Source organism: Nonomuraea bangladeshensis (assembly GCF_039529455.1).
GTDB classification, from domain to species: Bacteria; Actinomycetota; Actinomycetes; order Streptosporangiales; family Streptosporangiaceae; genus Nonomuraea; species Nonomuraea bangladeshensis.
The window spans coordinates 104995-130073 of record NZ_BAAAMV010000005.1 but is presented as its reverse complement, the minus strand read 5'-3'; the positions used below and the strand labels follow the sequence as shown (position 1 = coordinate 130073).

Annotated in this window: 25 protein-coding genes; 16 read left to right on the top strand and 9 right to left on the bottom strand. The window is 71.9% G+C overall.

Annotated elements, in window-relative coordinates; genetic code table 11:
* Positions 1–6: 6 nt before the first annotated feature.
* The gene (locus tag ABD292_RS16415; RefSeq protein WP_344208111.1) at positions 7–1482 is read right to left on the bottom strand and encodes a S10 family peptidase; all 1476 of its coding nucleotides are present in this window, start codon (positions 1480–1482) and stop codon (positions 7–9) included.
* Between the two features lie 113 nt (positions 1483–1595).
* Here ABD292_RS16415 and ABD292_RS16410 point away from each other — a divergent pair, with 113 nt between their 5' ends.
* The 3 genes from ABD292_RS16410 to ABD292_RS16400 are packed head-to-tail and all read left to right on the top strand — an operon-like array spanning position 1596 to position 5424.
* Positions 1596–3023 (top strand): S10 family serine carboxypeptidase-like protein, encoded by a 1428-nt coding sequence (locus tag ABD292_RS16410; RefSeq protein ID WP_344208110.1) that lies wholly within the window; start codon positions 1596–1598, stop codon positions 3021–3023.
* 2 nt (positions 3024–3025) lie between these two features.
* Positions 3026–4228 (top strand): amidohydrolase family protein, encoded by a 1203-nt coding sequence (locus tag ABD292_RS16405; protein WP_344208109.1) that lies wholly within the window; start codon positions 3026–3028, stop codon positions 4226–4228.
* Positions 4225–5424 (top strand): M20 metallopeptidase family protein, encoded by a 1200-nt coding sequence (locus ABD292_RS16400; protein WP_344208108.1) that lies wholly within the window; start codon positions 4225–4227, stop codon positions 5422–5424. Before ABD292_RS16405 ends, ABD292_RS16400 begins: the two co-directional genes overlap by 4 nt.
* A gap of 32 nt (positions 5425–5456) precedes the next feature.
* Here the strand turns inward: ABD292_RS16400 and hisC are convergent, their stop codons facing one another.
* Positions 5457–6527: a histidinol-phosphate transaminase gene (gene hisC, locus ABD292_RS16395; RefSeq protein ID WP_344208107.1), complete on the bottom strand. Its 1071-nt coding sequence runs from the start codon at positions 6525–6527 to the stop codon at positions 5457–5459.
* A 114-nt stretch (positions 6528–6641) separates the two neighbouring features.
* A complete protein-coding gene (locus ABD292_RS16390) occupies positions 6642–7367 on the bottom strand; it encodes a FadR/GntR family transcriptional regulator (protein WP_344208106.1) in 726 nt (241 codons plus the stop codon).
* Positions 7368–7527: 160 nt separating this feature from the next.
* Between ABD292_RS16390 and ABD292_RS16385 the strand changes: the two genes are divergently transcribed.
* Genes ABD292_RS16385 through ABD292_RS16375 form a run of 3 tightly spaced genes read left to right on the top strand, consistent with a single transcriptional unit; the run spans position 7528 to position 11348 of the window.
* Positions 7528–9165 (top strand): thiamine pyrophosphate-dependent enzyme, encoded by a 1638-nt coding sequence (locus ABD292_RS16385; protein WP_344208105.1) that lies wholly within the window; start codon positions 7528–7530, stop codon positions 9163–9165.
* A complete protein-coding gene (locus ABD292_RS16380; protein WP_344208104.1) occupies positions 9162–10586 on the top strand; it encodes an aldehyde dehydrogenase family protein in 1425 nt (474 codons plus the stop codon). The genes ABD292_RS16385 and ABD292_RS16380 overlap by 4 nt, the downstream gene beginning before the upstream one ends.
* A 45-nt stretch (positions 10587–10631) precedes the next feature.
* Complete coding sequence (locus ABD292_RS16375) at positions 10632–11348, top strand: FadR/GntR family transcriptional regulator (RefSeq protein ID WP_344208103.1); 717 nt, start codon at positions 10632–10634, stop codon at positions 11346–11348.
* Here the strand turns inward: ABD292_RS16375 and ABD292_RS16370 are convergent.
* Genes ABD292_RS16370 through ABD292_RS16360 form a run of 3 tightly spaced genes read right to left on the bottom strand, consistent with a single transcriptional unit; the run spans position 11315 to position 14049 of the window.
* The gene (locus tag ABD292_RS16370; RefSeq protein WP_344208102.1) at positions 11315–11839 is read right to left on the bottom strand and encodes a hypothetical protein; all 525 of its coding nucleotides are present in this window, start codon (positions 11837–11839) and stop codon (positions 11315–11317) included. The two genes, ABD292_RS16375 and ABD292_RS16370, sit on opposite strands and share 34 nt — an antisense overlap.
* Positions 11832–13046 carry a Rieske 2Fe-2S domain-containing protein gene (locus ABD292_RS16365; RefSeq protein WP_344208101.1) on the bottom strand — a complete coding sequence of 405 codons (1215 nt, stop codon included), beginning with the start codon at positions 13044–13046 and terminating at the stop codon, positions 11832–11834. Before ABD292_RS16365 ends, ABD292_RS16370 begins: the two co-directional genes overlap by 8 nt.
* A gap of 19 nt (positions 13047–13065) precedes the next feature.
* Positions 13066–14049: a PDR/VanB family oxidoreductase gene (locus tag ABD292_RS16360; RefSeq protein ID WP_344208100.1), complete on the bottom strand. Its 984-nt coding sequence runs from the start codon at positions 14047–14049 to the stop codon at positions 13066–13068.
* Between the two features lie 128 nt (positions 14050–14177).
* On the opposite strand from ABD292_RS16360, the gene hpaH reads away from it, so the two are divergent.
* The 7 genes from hpaH to ABD292_RS16325 all read left to right on the top strand — a co-directional run bounded on the left by hpaH (position 14178) and on the right by ABD292_RS16325 (position 20914).
* Positions 14178–14963, top strand: a complete 786-nt coding sequence (hpaH, locus tag ABD292_RS16355) for a 2-oxo-hept-4-ene-1,7-dioate hydratase (protein ID WP_344208099.1) — start codon at positions 14178–14180, stop codon at positions 14961–14963.
* A complete protein-coding gene (locus ABD292_RS16350) occupies positions 14948–15730 on the top strand; it encodes an HpcH/HpaI aldolase family protein (protein ID WP_344208098.1) in 783 nt (260 codons plus the stop codon). Before hpaH ends, ABD292_RS16350 begins: the two co-directional genes overlap by 16 nt.
* Positions 15727–17163, top strand: coding sequence for a fumarylacetoacetate hydrolase family protein (locus ABD292_RS16345; RefSeq protein ID WP_344208097.1), 1437 nt, complete (start codon positions 15727–15729; stop codon positions 17161–17163). Before ABD292_RS16350 ends, ABD292_RS16345 begins: the two co-directional genes overlap by 4 nt.
* Positions 17160–17843, top strand: a complete 684-nt coding sequence (locus ABD292_RS16340; protein ID WP_344208096.1) for a GntR family transcriptional regulator — start codon at positions 17160–17162, stop codon at positions 17841–17843. The genes ABD292_RS16345 and ABD292_RS16340 overlap by 4 nt, the downstream gene beginning before the upstream one ends.
* A complete protein-coding gene (hpaE, locus tag ABD292_RS16335; RefSeq protein WP_344208095.1) occupies positions 17840–19330 on the top strand; it encodes a 5-carboxymethyl-2-hydroxymuconate semialdehyde dehydrogenase in 1491 nt (496 codons plus the stop codon). The genes ABD292_RS16340 and hpaE overlap by 4 nt, the downstream gene beginning before the upstream one ends.
* A gap of 14 nt (positions 19331–19344) precedes the next feature.
* The gene (gene hpaD / locus ABD292_RS16330) at positions 19345–20418 is read left to right on the top strand and encodes a 3,4-dihydroxyphenylacetate 2,3-dioxygenase (RefSeq protein WP_344208094.1); all 1074 of its coding nucleotides are present in this window, start codon (positions 19345–19347) and stop codon (positions 20416–20418) included.
* 79 nt (positions 20419–20497) lie between these two features.
* Positions 20498–20914 carry a hypothetical protein gene (locus tag ABD292_RS16325; RefSeq protein WP_344208093.1) on the top strand — a complete coding sequence of 139 codons (417 nt, stop codon included), beginning with the start codon at positions 20498–20500 and terminating at the stop codon, positions 20912–20914.
* A 439-nt stretch (positions 20915–21353) separates the two neighbouring features.
* Here ABD292_RS16325 and ABD292_RS16320 read toward each other — a convergent pair whose 3' ends face one another.
* Both ABD292_RS16320 and ABD292_RS16315 read right to left on the bottom strand, forming a co-directional pair.
* On the bottom strand, positions 21354–21581 hold the full coding sequence (locus ABD292_RS16320) for a hypothetical protein (protein WP_344208092.1): 228 nt from the start codon (positions 21579–21581) through the stop codon (positions 21354–21356).
* 268 nt (positions 21582–21849) lie between these two features.
* Positions 21850–22797: a serine hydrolase domain-containing protein gene (locus ABD292_RS16315; protein WP_344208091.1), complete on the bottom strand. Its 948-nt coding sequence runs from the start codon at positions 22795–22797 to the stop codon at positions 21850–21852.
* 64 nt (positions 22798–22861) lie between these two features.
* Here ABD292_RS16315 and ABD292_RS16310 point away from each other — a divergent pair, with 64 nt between their 5' ends.
* From ABD292_RS16310 to ABD292_RS16305, 3 genes are all read left to right on the top strand, one after another.
* Positions 22862–22999, top strand: a complete 138-nt coding sequence (locus tag ABD292_RS16310; protein ID WP_344208090.1) for a hypothetical protein — start codon at positions 22862–22864, stop codon at positions 22997–22999.
* A gap of 19 nt (positions 23000–23018) precedes the next feature.
* Positions 23019–23198, top strand: coding sequence for a sigma factor (locus ABD292_RS48970; RefSeq protein ID WP_425565128.1), 180 nt, complete (start codon positions 23019–23021; stop codon positions 23196–23198).
* A 169-nt stretch (positions 23199–23367) separates the two neighbouring features.
* Complete coding sequence (locus tag ABD292_RS16305; RefSeq protein ID WP_344208089.1) at positions 23368–23574, top strand: hypothetical protein; 207 nt, start codon at positions 23368–23370, stop codon at positions 23572–23574.
* On the opposite strand, the gene rox is transcribed toward ABD292_RS16305, so the two are convergent.
* Positions 23567–25021, bottom strand: a complete 1455-nt coding sequence (gene rox, locus ABD292_RS16300; RefSeq protein ID WP_344208088.1) for a rifampin monooxygenase — start codon at positions 25019–25021, stop codon at positions 23567–23569. The genes ABD292_RS16305 and rox overlap by 8 nt on opposite strands.
* Between the last annotated feature and the right edge of the window lie 58 nt (positions 25022–25079).

Sequence of the window (25079 nt, the reverse complement as noted above, 5' to 3'; positions counted from 1 at the left end):
ACGGCGTCAGGAGGGATCGACCGGCTTGTGGTCGGTCGCGCGGGCGTAGAAGGCCGCGAGGTCGGCCTTCATCCGCGCCACCACGACCTCGTCCACGAACGTCATGTGACCCGACTCGTAGAAGCGGAACTCGACGTTCTCCCGCAGGTGCGGGGCGAGGTAGAGCTTGGCGATGTCCACCTCGGCCCCGAAGAACGGGGTCGCGAGGTCGTAGACGCCGCCCATCACCGCGACCCGCAGCCCGGGGTTGCGGCGCAGCGCCGCCGACAGGTCGAGGCTCACGACGGGCACCGGCATCGGCTCGTCGATGCCGGGGGCCTTGTGGTGCCAGTCCCAGGCGCGCGAGATCACCATGTTGTAGAGGTGGCGGTAGTGCAGCTCGCTGGTCCAGCCGAGGTCGCCGGCGAGGTGTTCCCTGAACGCCGACAGGTGCGCGCTGTTCACGCCGGCGGTCGCCGCGTCGTTGGTGGCGGGGTCGTGCGAGCCGGTGCCGACGACGTACTGGTGGTCGGCCACGAAGCGGGTGTCGAAGCGGCCGACGACCTGTCCCTTGTCGGCGAGGAGGGCGTCGCGGAACGGCTCCATGCCGATCCGGAAGCGGCTGCGGCGCACGAGGTCGGCGTCGAGGCCGGTGAACGCGCTGAACCGCTCGGCGACCGCCTGCTCGCGGTCGGCGGGCAGCCGGTCGCCGAGCTGGAGCGCGGTGGCGTACTCGCCCTGGGCGAACTCGCGCGCCTGCTCCAGCAGCTCGTCGAGGCCGGCCGCGGCGACGCGGGAGCGGCCGTGGTACCACGCGGTCGCGGCGAACGACGGCAGCAGGTTGATGTGCTCCTGGTCGAGGCCCAGGTGGTTCTCCGCCCAGTTGAGCATGGTGGAGAGCAGGACGACGCCGTTGAAGTCGAGCCCCTGGTTCTGCAGCCGGTGCACGAGCGCGGCCGCGCGGGTCGTGCCGTACGACTCCCCGAACAGGAAGCGGGGGGCGTTCCAGTTGTTGGTGAGGGTGAGGTAGCGGGTGATCGCCCGGGCGAACATGTCCACGTCCTGGTCGACGCCCCAGACCTCGGCGGCCGGGGTGTCGCCGATCAGCCGCGAGTAGCCGGTGCCGGGGGCGTCGAGGAAGACGAGGTCGCTGAACTCGAGCAGGCTGTGCGGGTTGTCGCCCACGGTGTACGGAGGGGGCGGGGTCGCGGACGGCGTCGCGGTCGGCGTGCGCTTCGGCCCGAACCCGCCGATGTTCAGCCACAGGCTGGCCGAGCCGGGACCGCCGTTGAACAGGAAGGTGACCGGCCGCCTCGGGCCGCCTTCCTGGTGGGGGGCGGAGTACGCGACGTAGAACATGCTCGTCTTCGGGCGCCCGTGGTCGTCACGGACCAGGACGGTTCCCGCGGCCGCGGTGTAGTCGAGCGTGCGCTCGCCGAATCGGATCTGGTGCCGGGTCTCGACGCGCTCCTCCGCGCCGATCTCGGTTCCGGGATCGCTCATCCTGCTCCCATCGGTCTATACGATTTCAATCATTGACTCCCGCAACCGGGGCCTCATATGATCCTAAATCATTATAAACATTTGTGCGATAGTTTCCTCGCGAGGATCAAGAGATGCCCCAGCGCCACACAAGCCGGCACTCCGCGCTGATCGGTGACGCGCCGATCGCGTTCACGGCGGAGGCGGAATGCCTGCCGCTGGCCGACGAGTCCGGGCGCACACTCGGTGACGCGTGGACGTTCGCGTACGTCAAGGACGCGGCCCCGGAGGACCGTCCGGTTCTCTTCCTCTTCAACGGCGGGCCGGGGTGCTCCTCCCTCTGGCTGCACCTCGGCGGCCTCGGCCCCTGGCGCGCGGCGGTGCCCCGCGAGCTCGACGCCGCGCCCGTCGCGAAGGACACGCTGGAGCCGAGCCCCGACACCCTCCTCGCCGTCGCCGACCTGGTGTTCGTCGACCCGATCGAGACCGGTTTCGGGCGGCTCGCCGACGGCGTCGAACCCGCTGCCATCTCGGGCGCGGGACGGGACGCCGCGCTCACCGCGCAGCTCGTACGGTCGTGGCTGGAGCGCCACGACCGCCTCGAATCGCCCGTCTACCTGCTGGGCGAGAGCTACGGCACGATCCGGGCCGCGCTCACCGCGACGGACCTCCTCACCGCCGACGAGCCGGTCGCGGTCGCCGGCGTCGCCATGCTCGGCCAGTGCCTGAACGCGCAGGAGACCACGCAGCGGCCCGGCAACCCCGTCGGCTTCGTCGCCGCGCTCCCGCTGCTCGCCGCCACCGCGTGGTACCACGGCAAGGGCGCCCACGCCGCGCTCGACCTGGACGAGGTGGTGCGGCAGGCGCACGCCTTCGCCGTGCGCGAGTACGCCTCGGCGCTGCTCACCGGGGAGATGCCGGACGCGCTCGTCGAGAGGCTGGCCGGCTTCACCGGCCTCGGCGTCGAGGAACTGCGGGCCCGTCGGCTGCGCGTCGACAAGGAGGAGTTCCGCACGCTGCTCCTGGCCGACCGCGGGCTCGTCCTCGGGCTGACCGACGCCCGCTACACCCTGCCCGCCCCGCCCCCCGGCGCGGTCGAGCCCCGGGTCGACGCCACGTCCGTACGGCTCGACCCCGTCTTCTACGCGGCCGCCCGCCGGCTGTTCGCCGAGCACCTGGGCATCCCCCGCGAGTGCCGCTACCGCGTGGCCCGCCCCGCGCACGAACGCTGGAACTACCTGGAGGACGCCGCCGCCCTGCGGTTCGGCGGCAGCACGATGCCCTCGCCCTTCGCGCTGTTCGACTACCCGGCGCACCTGGCCGCGCTGCTGCGGGCCAACGCCCGAGCGCGCCTGTTCTTCGGCACCGGGCACTTCGACACCCTGACGACCGTCGGCTCGCTCGAACACCTGCTCGCGCAGTACGGCCTTCCGGCCGGGCGCGTGAGCGAGAGCCGCTATCCGGCGGGACACATGATGTACACCGACCCCGGGAGCCTGACCAAGCTCTCGGACGACCTCGGCGCCTTCGTGCGCGGGGGCGACGGCAGCGAAGGGAAGTGAGCATGGCGGAGGTCGCATTCGTCGGCGGACGGGTGGTGACCGGCACCGGCCGCATCGTCGACCGCGGCACGGTCCTGGTGCGGAACGGGGTGATCGAGCGGGTCGACGACGATCCGTACGTGCCCGAAGGCGTCCCCGTCGTCGAGGCGGACGGGCGCTGGGTGCTCCCCGGGTTCGTGGACGCGCACACCCACATCGGCGCCCACGAGGACGGCGAAGGATCGGCGGGAGCGGACGCCAGCGAGGTCAGCGCGCCCGACATGTCCGCCGTGCGGGCCATCGACGCGATCAACATCGACGACCGCGCCTTCCGCGACGCGCTCGCCGGCGGCGTCACCACCGTCGTGGTGAAGCCCGGATCGGGCAACCCGATCGGCGGGACGAGCGTGGCCATGAAGACCTGGGGCGGCCGGACCGTGGACGAGCAGGTCGTCAAGCACCCGGTCGGCATGAAGTCGGCGCTGGGCGAGAACCCCAAGAACTCCTACGGGGAACGCGGCCAGCTGCCGCGCACCCGGCTCGGCGTCGCGCTCGTCATCCGCCGCGCGCTCGTCGCGGCCGGCGAGTACGCCGCCCGCCGGGCCGCCGCCCAGGAGAAGGGCGAGTTCTTCGCCCGCGACCTCGGCCAGGAGGCGCTGGCCGCCGCGCTGGCGGGCGACCTCGTGTGGGACCAGCACGTCCATCGGCACGACGACATCGCGACCGCGCTGCGGATCGCCGACGAGTTCGGCCTCCGCCTCGTGCTCAACCACGGCACCGAGGCCCACCGGCTCGCCGATGTCCTGGCCGAGCGCGACGTGCCGGTCATCTTCGGCCCCGTGCTCTGCACCCGGGGCAAGGTCGAGACCCGCGAGGCGTCCGTGGACAACCTGGTCACGCTGACCCGGGCCGGCGTGCGCACCGCGATCTGCACCGACCACCCGGTGGTGCCGGTCGACGCCCTCGTCATCCAGGCGGCCGTGGCCAGGAGAGCCGGCTTGACCTGGGACGAGGCCATCGCGGCGATCAGCTCTTCGGCGGCCGGGATCGCCGGGCTCGGCGAGCGGGTCGGCGCTCTGGAGCCCGGCCGCGACGGTGACGTCGTGGTGTGGAGCGGCGATCCGCTCGAACTCGGCTCGTCCGTCGAACGCGTGCACATCTCGGGACGCGAGGTCTACCGCGCCGAGGGCGGCGTGCGGGTCGTGGCGGATCGGTGGGGCCGGTGAGCGCGCCGACGCCGGAGTCGCTGCGCGCCGACGCCGCCGAGATCGCGGCGGACCTCGTCGCGCTCCGGCGGCGGCTGCACCGCGAACCCGAGGTGGGCTTCGACCTGCCGCGCACCCAGGCGGCGATCGTCGAGGCGCTCAAGCCGCTCGACCTGGAGATCCGCCTGGGCGAGCGCCTCAGCTCGGTGACCGCCGTGCTGCGCGGCGGCCGTCCCGGCCCGTCGGTGCTGCTGCGGGCGGACATGGACGCGCTCGCGATCCACGAGGAGACCGGGCTGGAGTTCGCCTCCCGGAACGGCGCGATGCACGCCTGCGGCCACGATCTGCATGTCGCGGGTCTCGTCGGCGCGGCGCGGCTGCTCGCGGCGCGCCGGTCCGAGCTGCGCGGGTCCGTCGTCCTCATGTTCCAGCCGGGAGAGGAGGCGGGCGGGGGCGCGCCCCTGATGATCGAGGAGGGCGTCCTCGACGCCGCCGGGCAGCGCGTCGAGGCCGCGTACGGCATCCACGTCTTCCCCGGGACGCCCGGCACGTTCTCCACCCGCCCGGCCGCGCTCATGGCCGGCGCGAACGTGCTGCGCGTACGGGTGACCGGCCGCGGCGGGCACGGCTCGCGCCCGCACGAGGCGGTGGACCCGGTGCCGGTGCTCGCGGAGATCGTGCTGGCGTTCCAGACGTACGTGACCCGGCGCGTCCCCGTGTTCGACCCGGTCGTCATCTCGGTGGCCAAGCTCTCGGCCGGCGACGTGCTGAACGTGATCCCGGAACGGGCGGAGCTCGCCGGAACGGTACGCACGATGTCGAAGGCGTCGTCGGAACGGCTGGCCGTGGAGCTGCCCGCGCTCGCGTCGCGGATCGCGGAGGGCCACGGCTGCCGGGCCGAGACGGAGTTCGAGGTCGTGTACCCCGTCACGGTCAACGACGCGGAGTGCGCGGAAGGCGCACTGAGCACGCTGGCCGCGGCCTTCGGGGACGAGCGCGCGCAGCGGCTCGAATCGCCCGTGATGGCGTCGGAGGACTTCTCGTTCGTGCTCGACGAGGTGCCGGGAGCCTTCGTGTTCCTGGGGGCGACCCCCGCCCACCTCGACCCGGAGCGGGCCGAGATGAACCATTCGCCCCGCGCCGAGTTCGACGACGGCGTGCTCGCCGACCAGGCCGTGGCGCTCGCCGCGCTGGCGCTGCGCCACGTAGGGGGCTGAGCCCGCGCCCCGGGAAGACCGGGGCGCCGGGGTCAGGACCGCCGCAGCAGCTCCGCGGCCAGGGCGAGGAAGCGGTCGTTCTCCTCGGCCGTGCCGACGGTGACGCGCAGCCCGTCCGTGCCGTACGCCCGCAGGATCACCCCGCGCTCCTCGAACGCGGTGAACCTGGCGGGACCGTCCGACATGGGCATGAACACGAAGTTGGCCTGGCTGGGCACCGCGGGGACGCCCAGGCGGGCCAGCTCGCCGGTCAGCCTGGCGCGCTCCTCGACGACGTGCGCGACGCGCTGCTTGAGCTCGACGTCGGCCTCCGGGGTCAGCGAGGCGAGGGCGCCGGCCTGGGCCAGGGTGGAGACCGAGAAGCCGACGATCGACTTCCTGATCAGGTCGGCCGTCTCCGGCCTGGTCACGCAGTAGCCCACGCGCAGCCCGGCGAGCCCGTACGCCTTGGAGAAGGTGCGCAGCACGGCGACGTTGGGCCGCTCGGCGACGAGGTCGAGGCCGCACGGCGCGTCCGGGTCGGTGACGAAGTCCCAATAGGCCTCGTCCAGTACCACCAGCACGTCGTCGGGCAGCGCGTCCAGCAGCCGGTTCAGCTCGGCGCGGGACACGACGGTGCCGGTCGGGTTGTTCGGGTTGCAGACCACGACCATCCGGGTCCGGTCGGTCGCCGCGGCCGCCATCGCAGGCAGGTCGTGGGTGTGGCGGCCGTCGAGCGGCACGGTGACCCCGGTGGCCCCCGCGACCGTGGTGACGATCGGGTAGCTCTCGAAGGCCCGCCACGCGTAGAGGATCTCGTCGCCGGGACCGGCGATCACCGAGGCCAGCACCTGGAGCAGCGCGCCCGAGCCGTTGTCCACGACCACCTGCGAGGGATCCACGCCGTGCCGGGCCGCCAGCGCCTCGGTCAGGTCCAGACGGTGGAAGTCGGGGTAGCGGTTCAGCGTCGTGGCGGCCCGCGCGATGGCGTCCAGCACGGACGGCAGGGGCCCGAACGGCATCTCGTTGGAAGAGAGCTTGACCTTGGGACGGCCGGCCGCGGGAGCCCTGCCCGGCTTGTAGGCGACCAACGTGTCGATGGCGGCACGGTGCTTGACGGTCATCTCACTCCTCCTGTGCGCAATAATCAGGTAAATCTATATAATGGTTTCAGCTTTCGCACAACATGCAGAGGGCCGGCGCCCTTCCGGCGCCGGCCCTCCTTCCAGGTTTCGGGGTCAGCGGTCGTCGCGCTCCAGCCCACGGTGGCGCAGCGCCATCGCCTCGGCGCCGCGCTGGTCGCCCCGGATGACCGCGTCGGCCAGGTCCACGTGCACCTGCAGCCGGTCGGCCGAGCCGACGCGGAAGTCCTCGGCGGTGATCGCGGAGGACAGGTCGCCGGTGATGTAGTCGACCAGCCGGATGTACATGGTGCGCAGCAGCACGTTGGGCGAGATCATGGCGAGCCTGCGGTGCAGGTCCCAGACGCAGCGCTGGGCCTCGGCCGGGTCCGGCCAGGACCGCCGCAGCTGCTCGACCAGCTCGGTCAGCTCGTTGATGTCCTGCTCGGTGCGGTGGGCGGCCGCGTCGAGCGCCACCTCCTGGTCGAGCACGTCCAGGACGGCCAGGCAGTGCTTGGCCGACGCGCCGTCGGCGCCGAGTTGCAGCATGTCGTGGCCGAGCCGCACCAAAGGCGACTGCTCGGCGACGAAGAGGCCGCCGCCGGGCCCCGGCCGCACGTCCAGGACGCCGCGCAGCCGCAGCACGCGGATCGCCTCGGCCAGCGTGGCGGGCGCGACCCCGAACTGCTGGCGCAGCTCGTCCTTGGTGCCCAGACGGTGGCCCGGGGCGAGGTGGTTGCGGCGGATCGCGTTCTCGAGGCGCTCCACCAGCGTCTCGGCGATCGACGATCGCGCATCGCTGCGATCGAAGGCCACCTGGGTGACCTTGTCTGCGTTGGGCATTCCGGCTTCCCTCTGGACGGCGACCTGTCAACTGTAGATCTTCCGCCGCGCCTGTGGAGTCTCGTCACGCGTCCTGGATCCATAAGAACCATACAAATGGTTGACACTATCCTCCAACTGCCATAACCATATACATGGTTTACTTGATCTAAGGAGCTTCATGGACATGACGGGCGGCGAGGCTCTCGCCCGCTCGCTGGTGGCCAATGGCGTCAGCCAGATATTCGGCATCCCCGGCGTGCAACTCGATCACGCGGCCGACGCGCTTTACCACGCGAGCGATGACATCGCCTTCACCTGTGTGCGCAACGAGCAGGCCGCCACGTACATGGCCGACGGCTACGCCCGCTCCACGGGCCGGCCCGGCGTCGCGATGGTCGTGCCGGGGCCGGGCATGCTCAACGGCCTGGCCGGCCTCGCCACCGCGTACGCCTGCTCGTCCCCGATGCTCTACCTCAGCGGCCAGATCGACTCGGCGGCGATCGGCAGAGGGCTCGGCGCGCTGCACGAGATCCCCGACCAGAGCGGCATCCTGCGCACCCTCACCAAGTGGAACGGCTTCGCCGCGCGTCCCGGGGACATCCCGGGCCTGGTCCACCGCGCCTTCGCCGAGATGCGTTCCGGGCGGCCCCGCCCGGTCGCCCTGGAGATCCCGCCGGACGTGCTCGCCGCGCGGGCCGACGTGCGGATTCCCGGCGCCGCCGAGGCCGCGCCCGTCGTGCCGGACCACAAGCTGATCGACGGCGTCGCCGAGCTGCTCCGCGGCTCCCGCCGGCCGCTCATCTACGCGGGCGGCGGCGTGATCGCCGCCGGCGCCTCTGAGGAGCTGCGCGAGCTGGCGGAGATCCTCCAGGCGCCGGTCGTGGTGAGCGAGAACGGCCGCGGCGCCATCTCGGCCCGGCATCCGCTCGCGTTCGACGCGCTCGCGTTCCGGCGGCTGCGCGAGGACGCCGACGTGGTGCTCGCGGTCGGCACCCGGTTCGTGACCGCGTTCAGCTCCCAGGTGAACACGGCGGGGGCCCGGCTGGTCCTGATCAACGCCGAGGCCGCCGACCTCGGCGACCCCCGCACCCCCGACCTCGCCGTGCACGGCGACGCCCGGCTGGCCCTCGCGGCGCTCGCTGAGGAGCTGCGCGGGGTGGAGCGCGAGTCCCGTACGGCCGAGTTCGCGGCGGCGCGGGAGTGGCTGGAGGAGCAGTACGCCGACATCGAGCCGCAGCGGGCCTACCTGCGGGCGATCCGCGCCGCGCTGCCGGACGACGGCGTGCTGGTCAGCGAGCTGACCCAGGTCGGCTACGCGGCCAACGCCTGCTATCCGACCTATCAGCCGCGTACGTACCTGACGCCCGGCTACCAGGGCACGCTCGGCTACGGCTTCGCCACCGCGCTCGGCGTCAAGGCGGCCGACCCCGCCCGGCCGGTCGTCTCCATCACCGGCGACGGCGGCTTCTCCTGGACGCTCCAGGAGCTCTCCACCGCCAAGAAGTACGGCCTGGCCACGGTGACGGTGGTCTTCCACGACGGCTTCTTCGGCAACGTCCGGCGGATCCAGCGCAACCGCTTCGGCGCCCGCTACTTCGCCAGCGACCTGGTCAATCCCGACTACGCCAAGCTCGCCGACGCCTTCGGCGTGGCCGCCGCCCGGGCGAACGGCCCCGAGGAGCTGGAGACGGTGCTGAAGGAGGCGCTGGCCGCCGGTGAGCCGGTGCTCGTGGAGGCGCCCGTCGGCGAGTTCCCCGGACCTTGGCACCTGATCCACGAGGGCGTGCCGCGTCCCGTACCGCAGGAGCAGTCATGATCGAACGCACCGACCTGCTGATCGGCGGCGAGTGGCTGGCCGCGCGCGGCGACGCCCGGCCGATCGAGGTGATCGACCCGGCCACCGGCCAGGTGGCGGGACGGGTGCCGGTCGCCTCGGCCGAGGACGTCGACGCCGCGGTCAGGGCCGCCGCGGCGGCGTTCCCCGCCTGGTCCCAGGTCCCCTGGACGGAGCGGATCGCCCTGGTCGAGCGGATCAGGGCCGGCGTCGAGGAGCGGCGGGAGGAGCTGGCCGGGCTGCTCACGCTCCAGATGGGGACCCCGATCACGTTCGCCAGGCAGGCGCAGCTCGGCGTCGCGCTGGCCGACCTCGACGAGATCGTCAAGGCCGGCCGCGCCTACGCGGCCGAGGAGGTCGTCGGCGGCGCTCTCGTGCTGCGCGAGCCGGCCGGCGTGGTCGCCGCGATCACGCCGTGGAACTTCCCGCTGCACCAGATCGCGCTCAAGGTGGGCGCGGCCCTGGTGGCGGGCTGCACGGTGGTGCTGAAGCCGAGCGAGCTGACCCCGCTGGACGCCTACGTCTTCGCCGAGATCGTGCAGGCGGCGGGCGCGCCCGCCGGCGTGTTCAACCTGCTGCCGGGCGACGGGCCCGGCACCGGCGAGGCGCTGGTCACCCATCCCCTGGTGGACGTGGTGACCCTCACCGGGTCCGTACGGGCGGGAGCACGGGTGGCCGAGCTGGCCGCCCCCACGATCAAGAAGGTCACCCTGGAGCTCGGCGGCAAGTCGGCCGGCATCGTGCTCGACGACGCCGACCTCCAGTCCGTCATTCCGCAGGCGGTCGGCGGGTGCTTCGCGAACGCGGGGCAGATCTGCGCCGCGCTGACCCGGCTGCTCGTCCCCGCGCACCTGCTCGGCGAGGTCGAGCGGCTGGCGATCGAGGCGGCGTCCGGGTGGGTGCCGGGACCGCCGTCCGACCCCGCGACCAGGCTCGGCCCGCAGGCGTCGCGGCGGCAGCAGGGGATCGTCCAGGACTACATCCGCGCCGGCCGCGCGGAAGGCGCGCGGCTCATCGCGGGCGGCGAGGAGGCGGAGGGGCCGGGCGCGTACGTCACCCCGACGATCTTCTCGGACGTGCGCCCGGAGATGACGATCGCCCGCGAGGAGATCTTCGGCCCCGTCCTGTCGATCATGAGCTACACCACGGAGGACGAGGCGGTCGCCATCGCCAACGACTCCGACTACGGCCTGTCGGGCGGCGTGTGGTCGAGCGACCCGGCGCGGGCCCTGGCGGTGGCCCGCCGCCTGCGTACGGGGATGGTGAGCATCAACGGCGCGGGGCTCAACGTGGCGGCGCCCTTCGGCGGCTACAAGCGCTCGGGCATCGGCCGGGAGGGCGGCCGCTACGGCATCGAGGAGTTCCTGGAGACCAAGACGGTGGTCGGCCTGCCCGGAGGATGAGCTCGTGCTGCCAGGGTGCCGCCGGCCTGAGATACTGGAGGCACCATGTCTGTCGCACGAGCTGTTCCCCGCCGCCGCTCGGCCGTCGACGCCGTCGCCTCCGAGATCGAGGACGGCATCGTCGAGGGGCGGCTCCGCGTGGGCAGCCGGCTCGGCACCCGCACCGAGCTGGCCGGCAAATACGGCGTGGCGCCGGCGACCGTGGCCGAGGCGGTGCGCGTCCTTGAGGCCAAGGGCCTGATCACGACGCGCACCGGCCCCCAGGGCGGCGTCTTCGTCGCCCAGCCCACGGCGCAGGCCGTGATCGGCAACGGGTTCCTCAACCTCCAGGACGTGACGAGCACCGCGATCGACTGCGTCCGCGTGATCGACGCCCTGGAGCCCGCCGTCGCGCAGGCGGCGGCGGAGCACCGTTCCGAGGCCGACGTCGAAGACCTCGGCCGGCTGCTCGACGAGCTGCGGGCGACCTGGAGCGACCGGGTGGCCGGGCTGCGCGCCAATTGGCGGCTGCATCGCCGGATCGCGGAGATCGTCCCCAACCCGGTGCTGAAGACGGTCTATTTGAGCCTGCTGGCCTACGTCGAGTCGCACGACGACTTCTACGTCGCCGACGACGGCATCCCGCCCAACTCCCGGGTCCGGCTGGAGATCCACGAGGAGCTGGTCGGGGCCATCGTCTCGGGCGACCGGACCGCCACGGCGGAGGCCGTCCGGCGTCACCAGACGGTCTACGACGACTTCCTGGTCGTCGAGGCTCCGTGAGCTGAGACCGCCTCGTCGATCGCGGCGAGGTCGAGTCCTGCCAGGCCCCGTTCCGGGTCGACCCGGACGACGACGCCGCCCGGGTCGTCGGGCAGCGGGGTCAGGTCCACCACCGGGTCGTCGATCCACACCCAGGGCCGGTCGCCGGCGTACTGCCGGATGGCGGCCAGCTTGTCGAACTGCACCGGCAGATAGGGCCACGGCGTGGCGGGCAGCCCGAGCACGCCGGCCAGCGCGACGTGCGCGTTCGGCCCCCACTCCGAGGCCCACACGACGCTGTAGCGGCTCGCGAGGTGGGCGACGGCCTCGCGGGTGCCCTCGGGCACCCGCAGGTCGCGCGTCCACTTCCCGCGCGCGGAGAGACGCACCAGCCGGGCGGGGACGCGCGCCCCGCCTTCGAGGACGACGACGCCGTCCACGCCGAGCACGGCCAGCGGCGCGTCGGGGGCGACGGCCGCCGGCGTGTACTTCGCCAGCAGCGAGCTAGGCATCGACGAGCCCCTCCGCCACCGCTTCCTCCTCGTCGAGGAAGAAGTTGCCGCCGGTGATGGTGACCACCTCGTCGGCGGGGTCGCGGATCACGCCGATCGGGTCCTGACCGGCGGCGACGGCGCGGACCTGCTTGGCCATCAGCCGGCGCAGCATCGCCACGCCCTGGTCGGTGGTGGTGAGGTGGTCCTCGGAGTGCAGCGAGATCGGCCCCTGGCTCTTCTGCGCCTCGTAGTCGCCGGGCATGCGCCGGTGCTCCTCCTCGGTGAGCTCGGCCCACCGCTTGCCGCCGAAGGTGGAGCGGAGCTTGCCCAGGAAGTCGGGGTCCTCGTGGACCGCGAGGGTGAAGATGCGGAACGTGGTGTCGTCCTCGGGCACCACCCACCCGATGAGGTTGGTCTGGCCGGGCGTGAGCCGGGGGCTGGGCACGACGCGCAGGTTGGGGAACATGACCTCGGTCCGCCGGCGCAGCGCCCTCCTGCCGTCGAGCACCCTGATCTGGGTGGAGCTGACCCCGACCGGGGTGTACTCGAACGTGACCTCGGGGATCACGCCCATCTCCGGGGTGAACTGCTCACCGCTGAACCGGGCGTGCAGGATCGGCACGTGGAACGGGTCCATCACGTTCTCCCAGTGCTGCAGCCAGTTGAAGTCCAGCACCTCCGGCCCGCCGCCGCCCACGCCCGCGTCGTTGACGATGAGGTGCCGGCCCTCGGGGACGTCCTCGAAGACGTCGTAACGCGGCAGGACGGGCTTCTTGTCCGCGGGGCCCATGTAGGCCCAGACCAGCCCATACCGCTCCTGCACGGGGTACCAGGGCTGACGGACCTTGTCGCGGTGGCGGCCGAGGTCGGGCTCGCACGGCTGCTCCAGGCAGTGGCCCTGCGGGTCGAAGAGCCAGCCGTGGTAGCAGCAGCGGATGCCGTCCTCCTCCACGCCGCCGTAGTAGAGCGAGGCGCCGCGGTGGATGCAGCGCGGGTGCAGCAGGGAGGGCACGCCGCGGCCGGTGCGGAAGAGGATGAGCTCCTCGCCCAGCACCTTGACCCGGCGCGGGGTGGTGGTGACCTTCTCCGCCTTCGAGATCGGGTGCCAGTAGCGGCGCAGCACCTCGCCGAAGGGGGTGCCGGGGCCGACCTGGGCGAGATCGTTCAGCGGGCCGCCGAGTCTCAGCCCGTACGCGGTCCCCGTGTCGCCGGCGGGGGTCGTCATCGCATCAGACGTCATCGCATCAGACATCGAGTTCCAGCTCCTCTGTCAGGGCCCGCGAGACGCAGACCAGCATCGTTTCGTTCGCCTGCTTCTCGGCGTCGGTGAGGATCGAGTCGCGGTGCTCGACCGCGCCGCTCAGCACGGGCAGCTCACAGGTGCCGCAGACGCCCTCGCGGCAGGAGGACGGCACCTCGACGCCGGCGGTCGCGAGGGCGTCGAGGATCGACTGCTCGGGCTCGACCGTGACGGCCCGCTGCGAGCGCGCGCACCGCACCACGAAGGCTCCCTGGCGCTTCGGCGCGCTCAGCGTCCTGGCCTGGAAGCGCTCGACCCTGACCTCGCGCCCGAGGTCGCGGGCGTGCCGCTCCACCTCGGTCAGCATGCGTTCGGGGCCGCAGCAGTAGACCGCGGCCGACGGGTCCGCGCTCGCCACGGCGTCACGCAGGTCGAGGCGCTGTCCCTCGTCCGAGAGGCACAGCCGGACGGTCCCGGTGCCGCCGCCGAGCTCGTCGCGGAACGGGACGGACCGGCGCGAACGCGCGGCGAGGTGCAGGACCCAGGGCCTTCCCTCGGCGGTGGCCCGCCGCATCATCGGCAGCAGCGGGGTGACGCCGATGCCGCCCGCCAGGAAGACGTAGCGGGGGGCGTCGACGAAGGGGAAGGTGCTGCGCGGCGCGCTCACCTTGAGCAGCTCGCCGATCCGCAGCCGCTCGTGCACGTGCTTCGAGCCGCCGCGGCCGTCCTGCTGAAGGGCGACGGTGATCCGGTAGGCCGAGCCGTCGTCGGGGTCGCCGCTGAGCGAGTACTGCCGGACCAGGCCCGGCGCCAGCTCGACGTCGAGGTGCGCGCCCGGCGTCCAGGCGGGCAGAGCCGCGCCGTCGTCCGCGCCCAGCACGACGGAGACGATCCCGGCCGCCTCCCAGTGCAGGGTCACGACGCGAAGCGTCAGGTACGGCGCCTCGGCCCGGGTGTCCAGCGGCCGGTCGAGTTGCGTCGCGGTCATCAAAGCGGCTCCCCTCCTGCAAGTAGCGAGAGACGATACTGCATATTAAACATGTTTAATAGGTTCCATAGGGGTGCGAAATCGTATATGGTCTCGTCGCGATCGACCGCGAACGGAGAGTGAAGCCGGTGCTCCATAGAGAAGAGATCGAGCGGATCGTGGACGACCTGCTCGCCGCCGACCGCGAGCGGCGCGTCGTACCGCTCCTGACCGCCCGCCACCCCGGGATGGACATCGAGGACGCCTACGCCGTCCAGGCCCTGTGGGCCGAGCGCCGGGTCGAGGCGGGCCACCGGATCGTCGGCCACAAGATCGGACTGACCTCGAAGGCCATGCAGGCCGCCACCGGGATCACCGAGCCCGACTACGGCGTGATCTTCGACGACATGGTCCTCGAGAACGGCGCCGTCCTCGCCTACGACGACTTCTCCAACGTACGGGTCGAGGTCGAGCTGGCCTTCGTGCTGGACAAGCCGCTCACCGGCCCGTCCTGCACCCTGTTCGACGTCCTCGACGCCACCAGGTACGTCGTCCCGGCCCTGGAGATCCTCAACTCGCACGTCGAGCTGCGGGGCCGGACCGTCGTCGACACGATCAGCGACAACGCGGCCATGGGCGTCATGGTCGTCGGGGGCCGCCCCGTCGCGGCCGACGCGGTGGACCTGCGCCGGGTGAGCGCCCTGCTCTACAGGAACGAGACCATCGAGGAGACCGGGGTCGCCGCGGGCGTGCTCAACCACCCGGCCGCGGGCGTGGCCTGGCTCGCCAACAAGCTCGCCCAGCACGGGACGTCGCTCGCAGCCGGGGAGATCATCCTGTCGGGCTCGTTCACGCGTCCGATGTGGCTGGAGCGCGGCGACACCGTCCACGCGGACTACGGCGACCTGGGAGCGATCACGTGCCGCTTCAAGTAGCGCCCACCTTCCGCGACGCCCTCGCCGCGGCCCGCCGGCCGCTGGTCGGCATGTGGGTGTGCAGCGGCAGCCCGCTGGTCGCCGAGATCTGCGCGGGCAGCGGGCTCGACTGGCTGCTCATCGACGCCGAGCACAGCCCGAACGGCCCGGAGTCCCTGCTCGCCCAGCTGCAGGCCGTCCACGGTTATCCGGTGACCCCGATGGTGCGCCCGCCGGTGGGTGATCCCGTCGTCATCAAGCAGTACCTCGACCTGGGCGCGCAGAACCTGCTGATCCCGATGGTCGACACCGCCGAGCAGGCCGCGGCGATGGTGCGGGCGGTCGCGTACCCGCCGCACGGGGTCAGGGGAGTGGGCAGCGCCCTGGCGCGCGCGTCCCGCTGGAGCCGGGTGCCCGACTACCTGCGCACCGCCCGTACGACCCTCTCGCTCTACCTGCAGATCGAGTCCGCGGCGGCGGTGGAGAACGTCGAGGCCATCGTCTCCACTCCCGGAGTGGACGGCGTCTTCGTCGGACCGGCCGACCTGGCGGCCTCGATGGGCGTGCTCGGCGAGCAGGACCACCCCGAGGTCGTGGCCGCGGTCGAGCACTGCCTGCGGGCGGCCAGGGCGGCCGGGGTCAAGGCCGGGCTCAACGCCTTCGCGCCGGCGCTCGCCCGGCGCTACCTGACCGCCGGCGCCGACTTCGTCCTCGTCGGCGCCGACGTGCAACTGCTCGCCCGCGGGAGCGAGAGGCTCGCCGCCGACTTCATCGAGGAGGTCTGGTGAGCGCGCTCCCGAGGCCCGGCAAGATCATCGCGCTGCACCTCAACTATCCGTCCCGCATCGCGCAGCGCGGGCGCGTGCCGGAGTTCCCGTCGTTCTTCCTCAAGCCGCCCTCGTCGGTGGCCGCGAGCGGCGACGTCATCGAGCGGCCGGCCGGCACGGAGCTGCTGGCGTACGAGGGCGAGATCGCGCTGATCGTCGGCACCCGGACCCGCCGGGTCACGCCCGAGGAGGGGTGGGCGTCGATCTCGGGGATCACCGCCGCCAACGACTGGGGCGTCTACGACCTCCGCCACGTGGACAAGGGCTCGAACCTGCGCAACAAGGGAGGAGACGGGTTCACCCCGCTGGGTCCGGAGGTGATTCCGGCGGCGTCGGTGGACCCCGCGGCGTTGCGCGTGCGCACCTGGGTCAACGGGGTGCTCAAGCAGGACGACACGACCGCGGACCTGGCCTTCCCGTTCGGCACGCTCGTGGCCGACCTCTCCCAGCTCATCACCCTTGAGCCCGGCGACGTCATCCTGACCGGCACGCCGGCCGGCTCCTCCGTCGCGGCCCCCGGCGACGTGGTCGAGGTCGAGGTGGACGCTCCGACGGCTCCCGGCGCGCCCAGCACCGGCCGCCTGGTCACCAGGGTGGTGCAGGGGACGACGCCGCTCGCCCCGTACGGCGCCCAGCCCCGGGTCGACGACCGGCAACGGATCGAGGCGTGGGGCGACGCCGAGGCGGCGGGGGTCGCGCCGTCCGTCCTGACCGAGGAGCTGCGCGCGAAGCTCGCGTCGGCCGCCGTGGCGACGATCAGCGCGCAACTGCGCAAACTGGGCCACCCGCACGCCTCCATCGACGGCGTCCACCCGCTGGTCCCCGGCACGAAGATGATCGGGACCGCCCGGACCCTGCGTTTCGTCGCGCACCGGCCCGACCTGTTCGAGTCGCACGGCGGCGGCTACAACGCCCAGAAGCGGGCCTTCGACTCGCTCGCCGAGGGCGAGGTGCTGGTGATCGAGGCGCGCGGCGACGCGAGCGCCGGCACCGTCGGCGACGTCCTCGCGCTGCGCGCGAAGGTGCTGGGCGCGGCCGGGATCGTCACGGACGGGGCCGCGCGCGACTCTTCCGCCGTGGCCGCCATCGGCATCCCGGCCTTCGCCAAGGGCGTCCACCCCTCCGTGCTCGGCCGCCGGCATGTCCCGTGGGAGACCGACACCGCCATCACCTGCGGCGGCGCGGCCGTGCTGCCCGGTGACGTGATCGTCGGCGACGACGACGGCGTGGTCGTCATCCCGCGGCAGCTCGTCGCGCAGGTCGCCGACGCGGCCGCCGCCCAGGAGGCGGAGGACGCGTGGGTCGCCGAACGGGTGGCCGAGGGCCACCCCGTCGACGGTCTCTTCCCGCTCAGCGGCGAGTGGCGCCGGCGCTACCAGGAGGAGCGCCGGTGACCCGGAGCAAGTCCCAGATCGTCTACGCCTGGATCCGCGAGCGCATCGAGAACGGCGAGTTCCCGCCCGGCCACCGCCTGGTCCTCGACGCCATCGCGCGGCGGACCGGAGTCAGCCCGGTCCCGGTGCGGGAGGCGATCCGCCTGCTCGAAGCGGAGGGCCTGGTGACCTTCGAACGCAACATCGGGGCCCAGGTCGCCTTCATGCACGAGCAGGAGTACCTGCACACCATGCAGACGCTCGCCCTCGTGGAGGGAGCCGCGACCGCGCTGTCTTCGCCCAGGATCGGCGGCGACCACCTCGCCCGGGCCCGGGCGATCAACGACCGGCTGGCCGAGTCCTTGGAAAGCCTGGACCCGCGCCGGTTCACCGAGCTCAACCGCGACTTCCACGCGGTGCTCTTCGCGGAGTGCCCCAACCCGCACCTCGTCGACCTGGTCCACCGCGGCTGGAAGCGGCTCACGGTGCTGCGCGAGTCCGTCTTCGGGTTCGTACCCGGGCGGGCGCACGAGTCCGTGGCCGAGCACGAGGCGCTGCTGCGGCTGATCGAGGCCGAGGAAACCCCGCTGACCATCGAACTCGCGGCCCGCGACCACCGGCTCGGCACCCTGAACGCGGTGCTGGCCTACCAGGCCGACCGCCGATCCACCGACCTCACCCCGACCCAGGAGAATCCATGAGACCCGCCCCCGAGGGGCTGCCGGACCGCCTCCGGCACTTCATCGACGGGACGTTCGTCGACAGCGCCGACGGCGACACCTTCGAGGTGCTCAACCCCGCCACCAACCAGGTCTACATCGAAGCGGCGGCCGGCAAGAAGGCCGACATCGACCGCGCGGTGGCCGCCGCGCGGCGGGCCTTCGACGGGCCCTGGCCGACGCTGCCGCCCCGCCGGCGCGCGCGGATCCTGCACCGGGTGGCCGACCTGGTCGAGGCCGAGGACAAGCGGCTCGCCGAGCTGGAGACGTGGGACACCGGCCTGCCGATCACGCAGGCGCTCGGCCAGGCCCAGCGCGCCGCCGAGAACTTCCGGTTCTTCGCGGACCTGATCGTCGCCCAGCGCGACGACACGTACAAGGTGCCCGGCCGCCAGGTGAACTACGTGAACCGCAAGCCCAAGGGCGTCGCGGGCCTCATCACGCCGTGGAACACCCCCTTCATGCTGGAGTCGTGGAAGCTGGCCCCGGCGCTGGCCACCGGCAACACCGTCGTGCTCAAGCCCGCCGAGTTCACCCCGCTGTCGGCCTCGCTCTGGGCCGAGATCTTCCGCGAGGCGGGCCTGCCCGACGGCGTCTTCAACCTGGTCAACGGGTTCGGCGAGGACGCCGGGGACGCGCTGGTGAAGCATCCCGACGTGCCGCTGATCTCGTTCACGGGGGAGAGCGGCACCGGGCAGATCATCTTCGGCAACGCGGCGCCGTACCTCAAGGGGCTCTCCATGGAGCTCGGCGGCAAGTCGCCGGCCGTGGTCTTCGCCGACGCGGACCTGGAGGCGGCGCTGGACGCGACCGTGTTCGGGGTGTTCTCGCTCAACGGCGAACGATGCACGGCCGGCAGCCGCGTCCTCGTGGAGCGTTCCATCTACGACGAGTTCGTGGCGCGTTATGCCGAGCGCGCCCGCAACATCGTCGTCGGCGACCCGCACGACCCCGCGACCGAGGTCGGCGCGCTCGTCCACCCCGAGCACTTCGCCAAGGTCATGAGCTACGTCGAGCTCGGCAAGGAGGAGGCCCGGCTGGTCGCGGGCGGCGGCCGCCCTGAGGGGCTGCCCGAGGGCAACTACGTCGCCCCTACCGTCTTCGCCGACGTCCGGCCGGACGCCCGGATCTTCCAGGAGGAGATCTTCGGCCCGGTCGTCGCGCTGACGCCGTTCGACAGCGAGGAGGAGGCGCTCCGGCTCGCCAACGGGGTCAGGTACGGCCTCGCGGCCTACGTCTGGACGAACGATCTCAGGCGCGCCCACACGTTCTCGCAGAGCATCGACGCCGGCATGGTCTGGCTCAACTCCAACAACGTACGCGACCTGCGCACCCCGTTCGGCGGCGTGAAGGCGTCCGGTCTCGGCCACGAGGGCGGCTACCGGTCCATCGACTTCTACACCGACCAGCAGGCGGTCCACATCACCCTGAACGACGCCCACACCCCGCGGTTCGGCCGGGCCCAATGAGAAAGGCAAGCACCGTGACCACCGACATCCCCACCCCCAAGGCTCCGGCGCCCGACATCGTGCGGTGCGCGTACCTGGAGCTGGTCGTCACCGACCTGCAGAAGTCGCGTGAGTTCTACGTCGACCTGCTCGGCCTCGTCGTCACCGAGGAGACCGAGAACGAGCTCTACCTGCGGACGTTCGAGGAGTTCATCCACCACAACCTGGTCCTGCGCCAGGGGCCGGTGCCCGCCGTGGCCGCGCTGGCGTACCGGGTGCGCTCCCCTGAGGAGCTCGACCACGCGGTCGCGTTCTACACCGAGCTCGGCTGCCGGGTCGAACGCCGCAAGGAAGGCTTCGTCAGGGGCGTCGGCGACGCGGTCCGCGTCCAGGACCCGCTCGGCTTCCCGATCGAGTACTTCTACGAGGTCGAGCACGTCGAACGCCTCACCTGGCGCTACGACCTGCAGCCGTCGGGGGCGCTGGCCCGGCTCGACCACTTCAACCAGGTCGTGCCGGACGTCCCGCGCGCCGCGAAGCACATGGTGGACCTCGGCTTCCGGGTGACCGAGGACATCGAGGACGCCGAGGGCACCGTCTACGCCGCGTGGATGCGCCGCAAGCCGAGCGTCCACGACACCGCCATGACCGGCGGCGACGGCCCCCGCCTGCACCACGTCGCCTTCGCCGCCCACGAGAAGCACAACATCCTCGCCATCTGCGACAAGATGGGCGCCCTGCGGGTCTCCGACCGGATCGAGCGCGGGCCGGGCCGCCACGGCGTCTCGAACGCGTTCTACCTCTACATCCTCGACCCCGACGGTCACCGCGTGGAGATCTACACGCAGGACTACTGGACCGGCGACCCCGACAACCCGCTCGTGACGTGGGACGTCCACGACAACCAGCGCCGCGACTGGTGGGGCAACCCGGTCGTCCCGAGCTGGTACACCGACGCCTCGGCGGTGCTCGACCTGGACGGCGACCCGGTGCCGCTCGTCGAGCGCACGGACGCCAAGGAGATGGAGGTGACGGTCGGCGCGGACGGCTTCTCCTACACCCGCAAGGGCGACGTCGAGCACGGCTTCAAGCTCGGCGAGCAACTCTGAGCCGGTGTGCTCCCTTTCGCCCGCTCGTACGGTTCCCTCTACCCTGAGGGACTGTTCCTCCGGCGCGAGAGGGGTTCACATGGATCCGATCGTCCTGGCCGCGGGCACCGCCCTCGTGACGGCCATGGCCTCCGACGCCTGGCAGTCGGCCCGCGACGGCGCGGTGGCGTTGTGGCGCCGCGCCCGCCCCGAGCAGGCCGAGGTGGTCGAGGCCGAGCTGACCGAGGTACGCGAGCAGGTGCTGCGGGCCCGCGGTGAGGGCGACGCCGACACCGAGCAGGCGCTGACCGGCTCCTGGCAGGTCCGGCTGCAGCAGCTGCTGCGCACCGACCCGTCACTGGCGGGCGAGCTGCGGCGGGTGCTGGACGAGGTGCTCACCCCGGCGCTGCAGCCCGCCGACCAGGACCGGATCGGCTCACTGGTGATGAAGGCGACCGCGAGCGGTCACGGCAGCGTCTACCAGTCCGGCCGCGACCAGACCATCCACGAGCGCTGACGTCGATCCTGGCCATGGATCCGGCGGAGGTAATACAGGTCGACGGGCAGGACCAAGGCATGCAAATGCCCCCTGGCCCAGGGTGGTAGGCCGATGAGAGCCTGTTGCAGCCGCCGGCGGGGAGCCTCACCGCTGCACTCACAGCACGCGCACCTGGCGAAGACGCGGTCAGCGGTCCCGACCAGGGCCGCCTCCTGCCAAGCCACCAGGGCGGCCGCCACCGCGCCGGGCCACATGCGGGTGTGTTCGAGGGCGATCACCGCGGCCATGGGACGACGGCCAAGCCCGGGAACATGATGGATCACAGCTCTGTGGGTCCCGCACGCCGATCCCGGTGCACGGACCTCGGAAGGGCGCCTACGCGGCATGGCCCTTTCTGATCGATGACATGATCACGATGATCGCACACGAGAGCGGGCCGACGACGTCCTCCCTTGGTTCAGCGTCGGGACCGGTCACGGATCGCGGCCTCGATGCGAAGGCCAACGCCTATGAGGGCGATCCCGATGAAGACGGTCACCCACAAAGGCGAATCACTCGATTTGGTGTTCACCTGGACGATGGCCAGCAGTACGCCCAGGACGATGGCGATGAGGCCCGCCAGTCCGATGGCCTCGGGAGTCTCGTGGCGGCGCCAGTCCGTCTTGGGATCTTCTGGTTCGGTCACGGTCGCGAGCCTCCCATATGGCTGCGGTAGGGCGTTGCAGAGGTACGGCGGTCACGAGTCACGCGGCCTGCCCATTGCGAGGTCTATGAAAGCGGTGTTTCTGCTCGGCGGCGCGGACTGCGTGCTGGTTCTGATGCTGGAGGGCGTGGAATGCCAGGAGTGCCGCCCAGACTTCGCTTGCCTGCCGGTGCGGTCCTCTGACTGTCTCCTCGTAGCGGCCTGGTTCTTCGCCGGTATCGGTCGTGGCGGCACGGCGTGCTCGCGACGGTCATGGGGAAGAGGTGACCTCGTCGAGGAGGCCGTTGATGACCGGGACTCGGCGTTCGGTGTGGTCTTTGGTCGCGATGACGGCCATGGTCAGGTCCAGCTCCGGGACTCGGGCGTGCAGGTTGCGCAGGCCCGTCCAGCCTCCTCCGTGCCGATGGACGCGGTACGCGCCGTGGGCGCGGACGCCGATGCCCCAGGCGTAGTCGAGTGGTGTTCCGTCATCGAGGTGGCCTGGGGTCTGCAGGAGCTCCGAGATGCCGAGTTCGTCGGCGTTGAGCGCCTGGCCCCAGCGCAGCAGATCGTTGAGGGTCGTCCATACCCCTCCGTCGCCCAAGGACAGCGGGGCCGGGCGCGGCCGGGCAAGCGGTGCGGCACCCGGGGGCGCAGGGTCAGGCCCGACCCAGTAGCGGGTGTCCGGCATCGCCAGCGGGGCGAAAAGGTGGCGTTGCGCGAAATCGGGCAGCGGCCGGCTCGCCGCTCGTTCCACCGCTGCGGCGAGGCAGACGTATCCGGCGTTGGAATAGACATGGGCGGTGCCCGGTCGGTGGTCAAGGGTCGGGAACTGGGTGAGTGCCTGGATGATGCCCGAGCTGGTCCGATCGGGGTCGCCGGTGGTGATGGCGTCGATCTTGTGGTCGGCGGGGAGGCCCGCCGTGTGATGGATCAGGTGGCGCAGGCTGATGGTGCCGGACCATGCCGGTAGCTGAGGCAACCAGGACGACAGAGGCGCTTCCACGTCCAGCGCGCCCTGCCGGACGAGCAGGGCTGCGCAGGCCGCGGTCATCTGCTTGGACAGTGATGCCGCGTAGACGGGCGTCGTGGCGGTCAGCCCCCGGGTGAGGGAGAAGGGAGGAACGCCGCGACGTTCCAGCCCGACCGCAAGCGGTTCGTCACCGCGGTAACCGGCTTCGGAGAGGAGGGCTGTGACGCGCTGGCGCAGCTGGGACACGGGATGATCTTTTCAGCGCCGCTCAGTCCGCACCAGCGGGTGTTCCTCCGATACCGTCACGCACGTGGACGACGATGACGCCTTCATCTCCTCGCCGTTGAGCGATGACGCCCTTCTCGTCGGGAGCGGCATCGCCGTAGTGCTGCTGCTCCTCCCCACCATCATCTGGCTGACTGTGACATTGCTGCGCGGCCGTCAATAGGTCCGGCGACGGCAGCCGTATCGAGCAGCTCTACCGCGAGCACTGGCATGTGGTCTGCGGATATCTCGTGCGCCGGACCTGTGACCCGCACCTCGCCGAGGACCTCGCTCAGGAGACGTTAGTCAAGGCCACCCGCGCGATGCTCGGCCGGCGCGGCGAGTCCCCGGCTGTTCCGTCTCGTCGGTCAAGACCGCCCTAGTGGCGGGCCCGCGCCGCCCGGCTGCCCGAGTCGATGTACGCCCTGGCGGTGGTCGAGTTCGCCGAGCCGTTGGGGGAGCGTGAGTTCTCGGCGTTCGCCCAGCGACAGGGAAGGGTCCCACCGGAGATAGCGATCTATCGGGCCGGTGGGACCCCCATCAGCTTGGCGTTTGGACACCCGTCTGCCCGACGCGCCACAAGGCGACGTCCCGAAGCTCGCCGCCGCCGAGCTCCCCCGGAACGGGCTGGCCGGCCTGGCGTACGCCTATGTCACCCAGCACGTCCGCGTCGCCGACCTCCGCGCCCTGATCGACGACCCTCGAATCCGCGCGATCAGGCTGGCCGACGTCGCGTACGATCTCACCGGCCTCAACTGATCGTGGGCGCCTGGGCGGCGGGCTTGCCGTACCAGCGGAAGAGATGGTCGTCCAGGTCCTGCTGGTCGTCGCCGATCCAGGCGACGTGGCCGTCGGGGCGGAGCAGGACGCACGGGACGTCCAGTTCCGCAGAGGGGTCCGTGAGGTGGTCGACCCGGTCGGACCAGTCGCCGGCGGTCAGGTGTCCGGTGCGGTCCAGCAGCAGGCCGCGGCCGCGGTGCAGCAGGTCGTAGAGGTGGCCCTGTCGCACGGCGAGGTCGGGCAGGCGACGGCCGAGGAGGTCGGGGCCCGGGCCGAGGTCGTAGCGGACGGCGGTCGCGATGATCTTCTCGATCAGATGGCGGTTCACCTCCTCGAAGTCCATCAGTTCGGTGAGCAGCCTGCGTACGGCCTGCGGGCCGGGCTCGGGGGACAGCAGTTCCGTCTGGGCGCGGGTGTTGTCCAGGACGTCCTCGGCGACCGGACGGCGTTCGGCCTCGTAGGTGTCCAGCAGCGGGTCCGGGGCCCAGCCGCGGATCTGCGCGGCCAGTTTCCAGCCGAGGTTGACGGCGTCCTGGACGCCCAGGTTGAGGCCCTGGCCGCCGATGGGCGGGTGGATGTGCGCCGCGTCGCCGGCCAGCAGCACCCGCCCGGCCCGGTAGCGTTCGGCCAGCCGGGTGGCGTCCCCGAAGCGGGACAGCCAGCGCGGGGAGTGCACGCCGAAGTCGGTGCCGGCGATGGCGCGCAACTGCTGCCGGAAATCGTCGAGGGTGGGCGGTTGCGCCCGGTCGCTGACCTCCGCGGCGGGGACCAGGACGCTGTAGACCCGTTCGCCGAAGGGCCGGAGCCAGAATCGCCGATGGGTCTCGCGGAGCTCGGCCGTCCTGGCGGCGACCTCCTCCGGCGGGACGCCCACTTCCATCTCGCCCATCAGCGTGTCGGACCGTGAGGGCTCACCGGGGAAGCCGATGCCGAGCAGTTTGCGTACCGTGCTGCGCGCGCCGTCACAGCCGACCAGATAGCGCGTACGCAGCCGTTCGCCGCCGGCCAGCTCGACGGTCACGCCCTCGTCGTCCTGGCTGAGACCGGTGACCGTGCAGCCGCGCCGGACCTGCGCGCCCAGCTCGGTCGCGTGCTCCTCCAGCAGGCGTTCGACGACGGGCTGCGGGATGCCCAGCAGGTAGGCGTACGCGGAATCGAGGCTCTTGGGCGCGGGTTTGGCGATGGCGGCGAAGACGCCGCCGGCCGGACGCCGTCGCCCGTGCGGGAGCAGGCGGTCCAGCAGTCCGCGCATCGCCATCAGCTCCAGGCTGCGGGCGTGCAGGCTGACGATGCGGACGAACGACTTGGGCTCGGTCTCCTTCTCCAGGACGAGGACCCGTACGTCGTGCAGCCGCAGCTCGGCGGCCAGCATCGCGCCGGTCGGACCGCACCCGGCGATGATCACGTCGAAGGGGGAAGCGTGCATAGGTGTTGCCTTTCGGGGAGTGCCTTGTTGGCAGGGCGCTCCCGGCGACACCTACGTC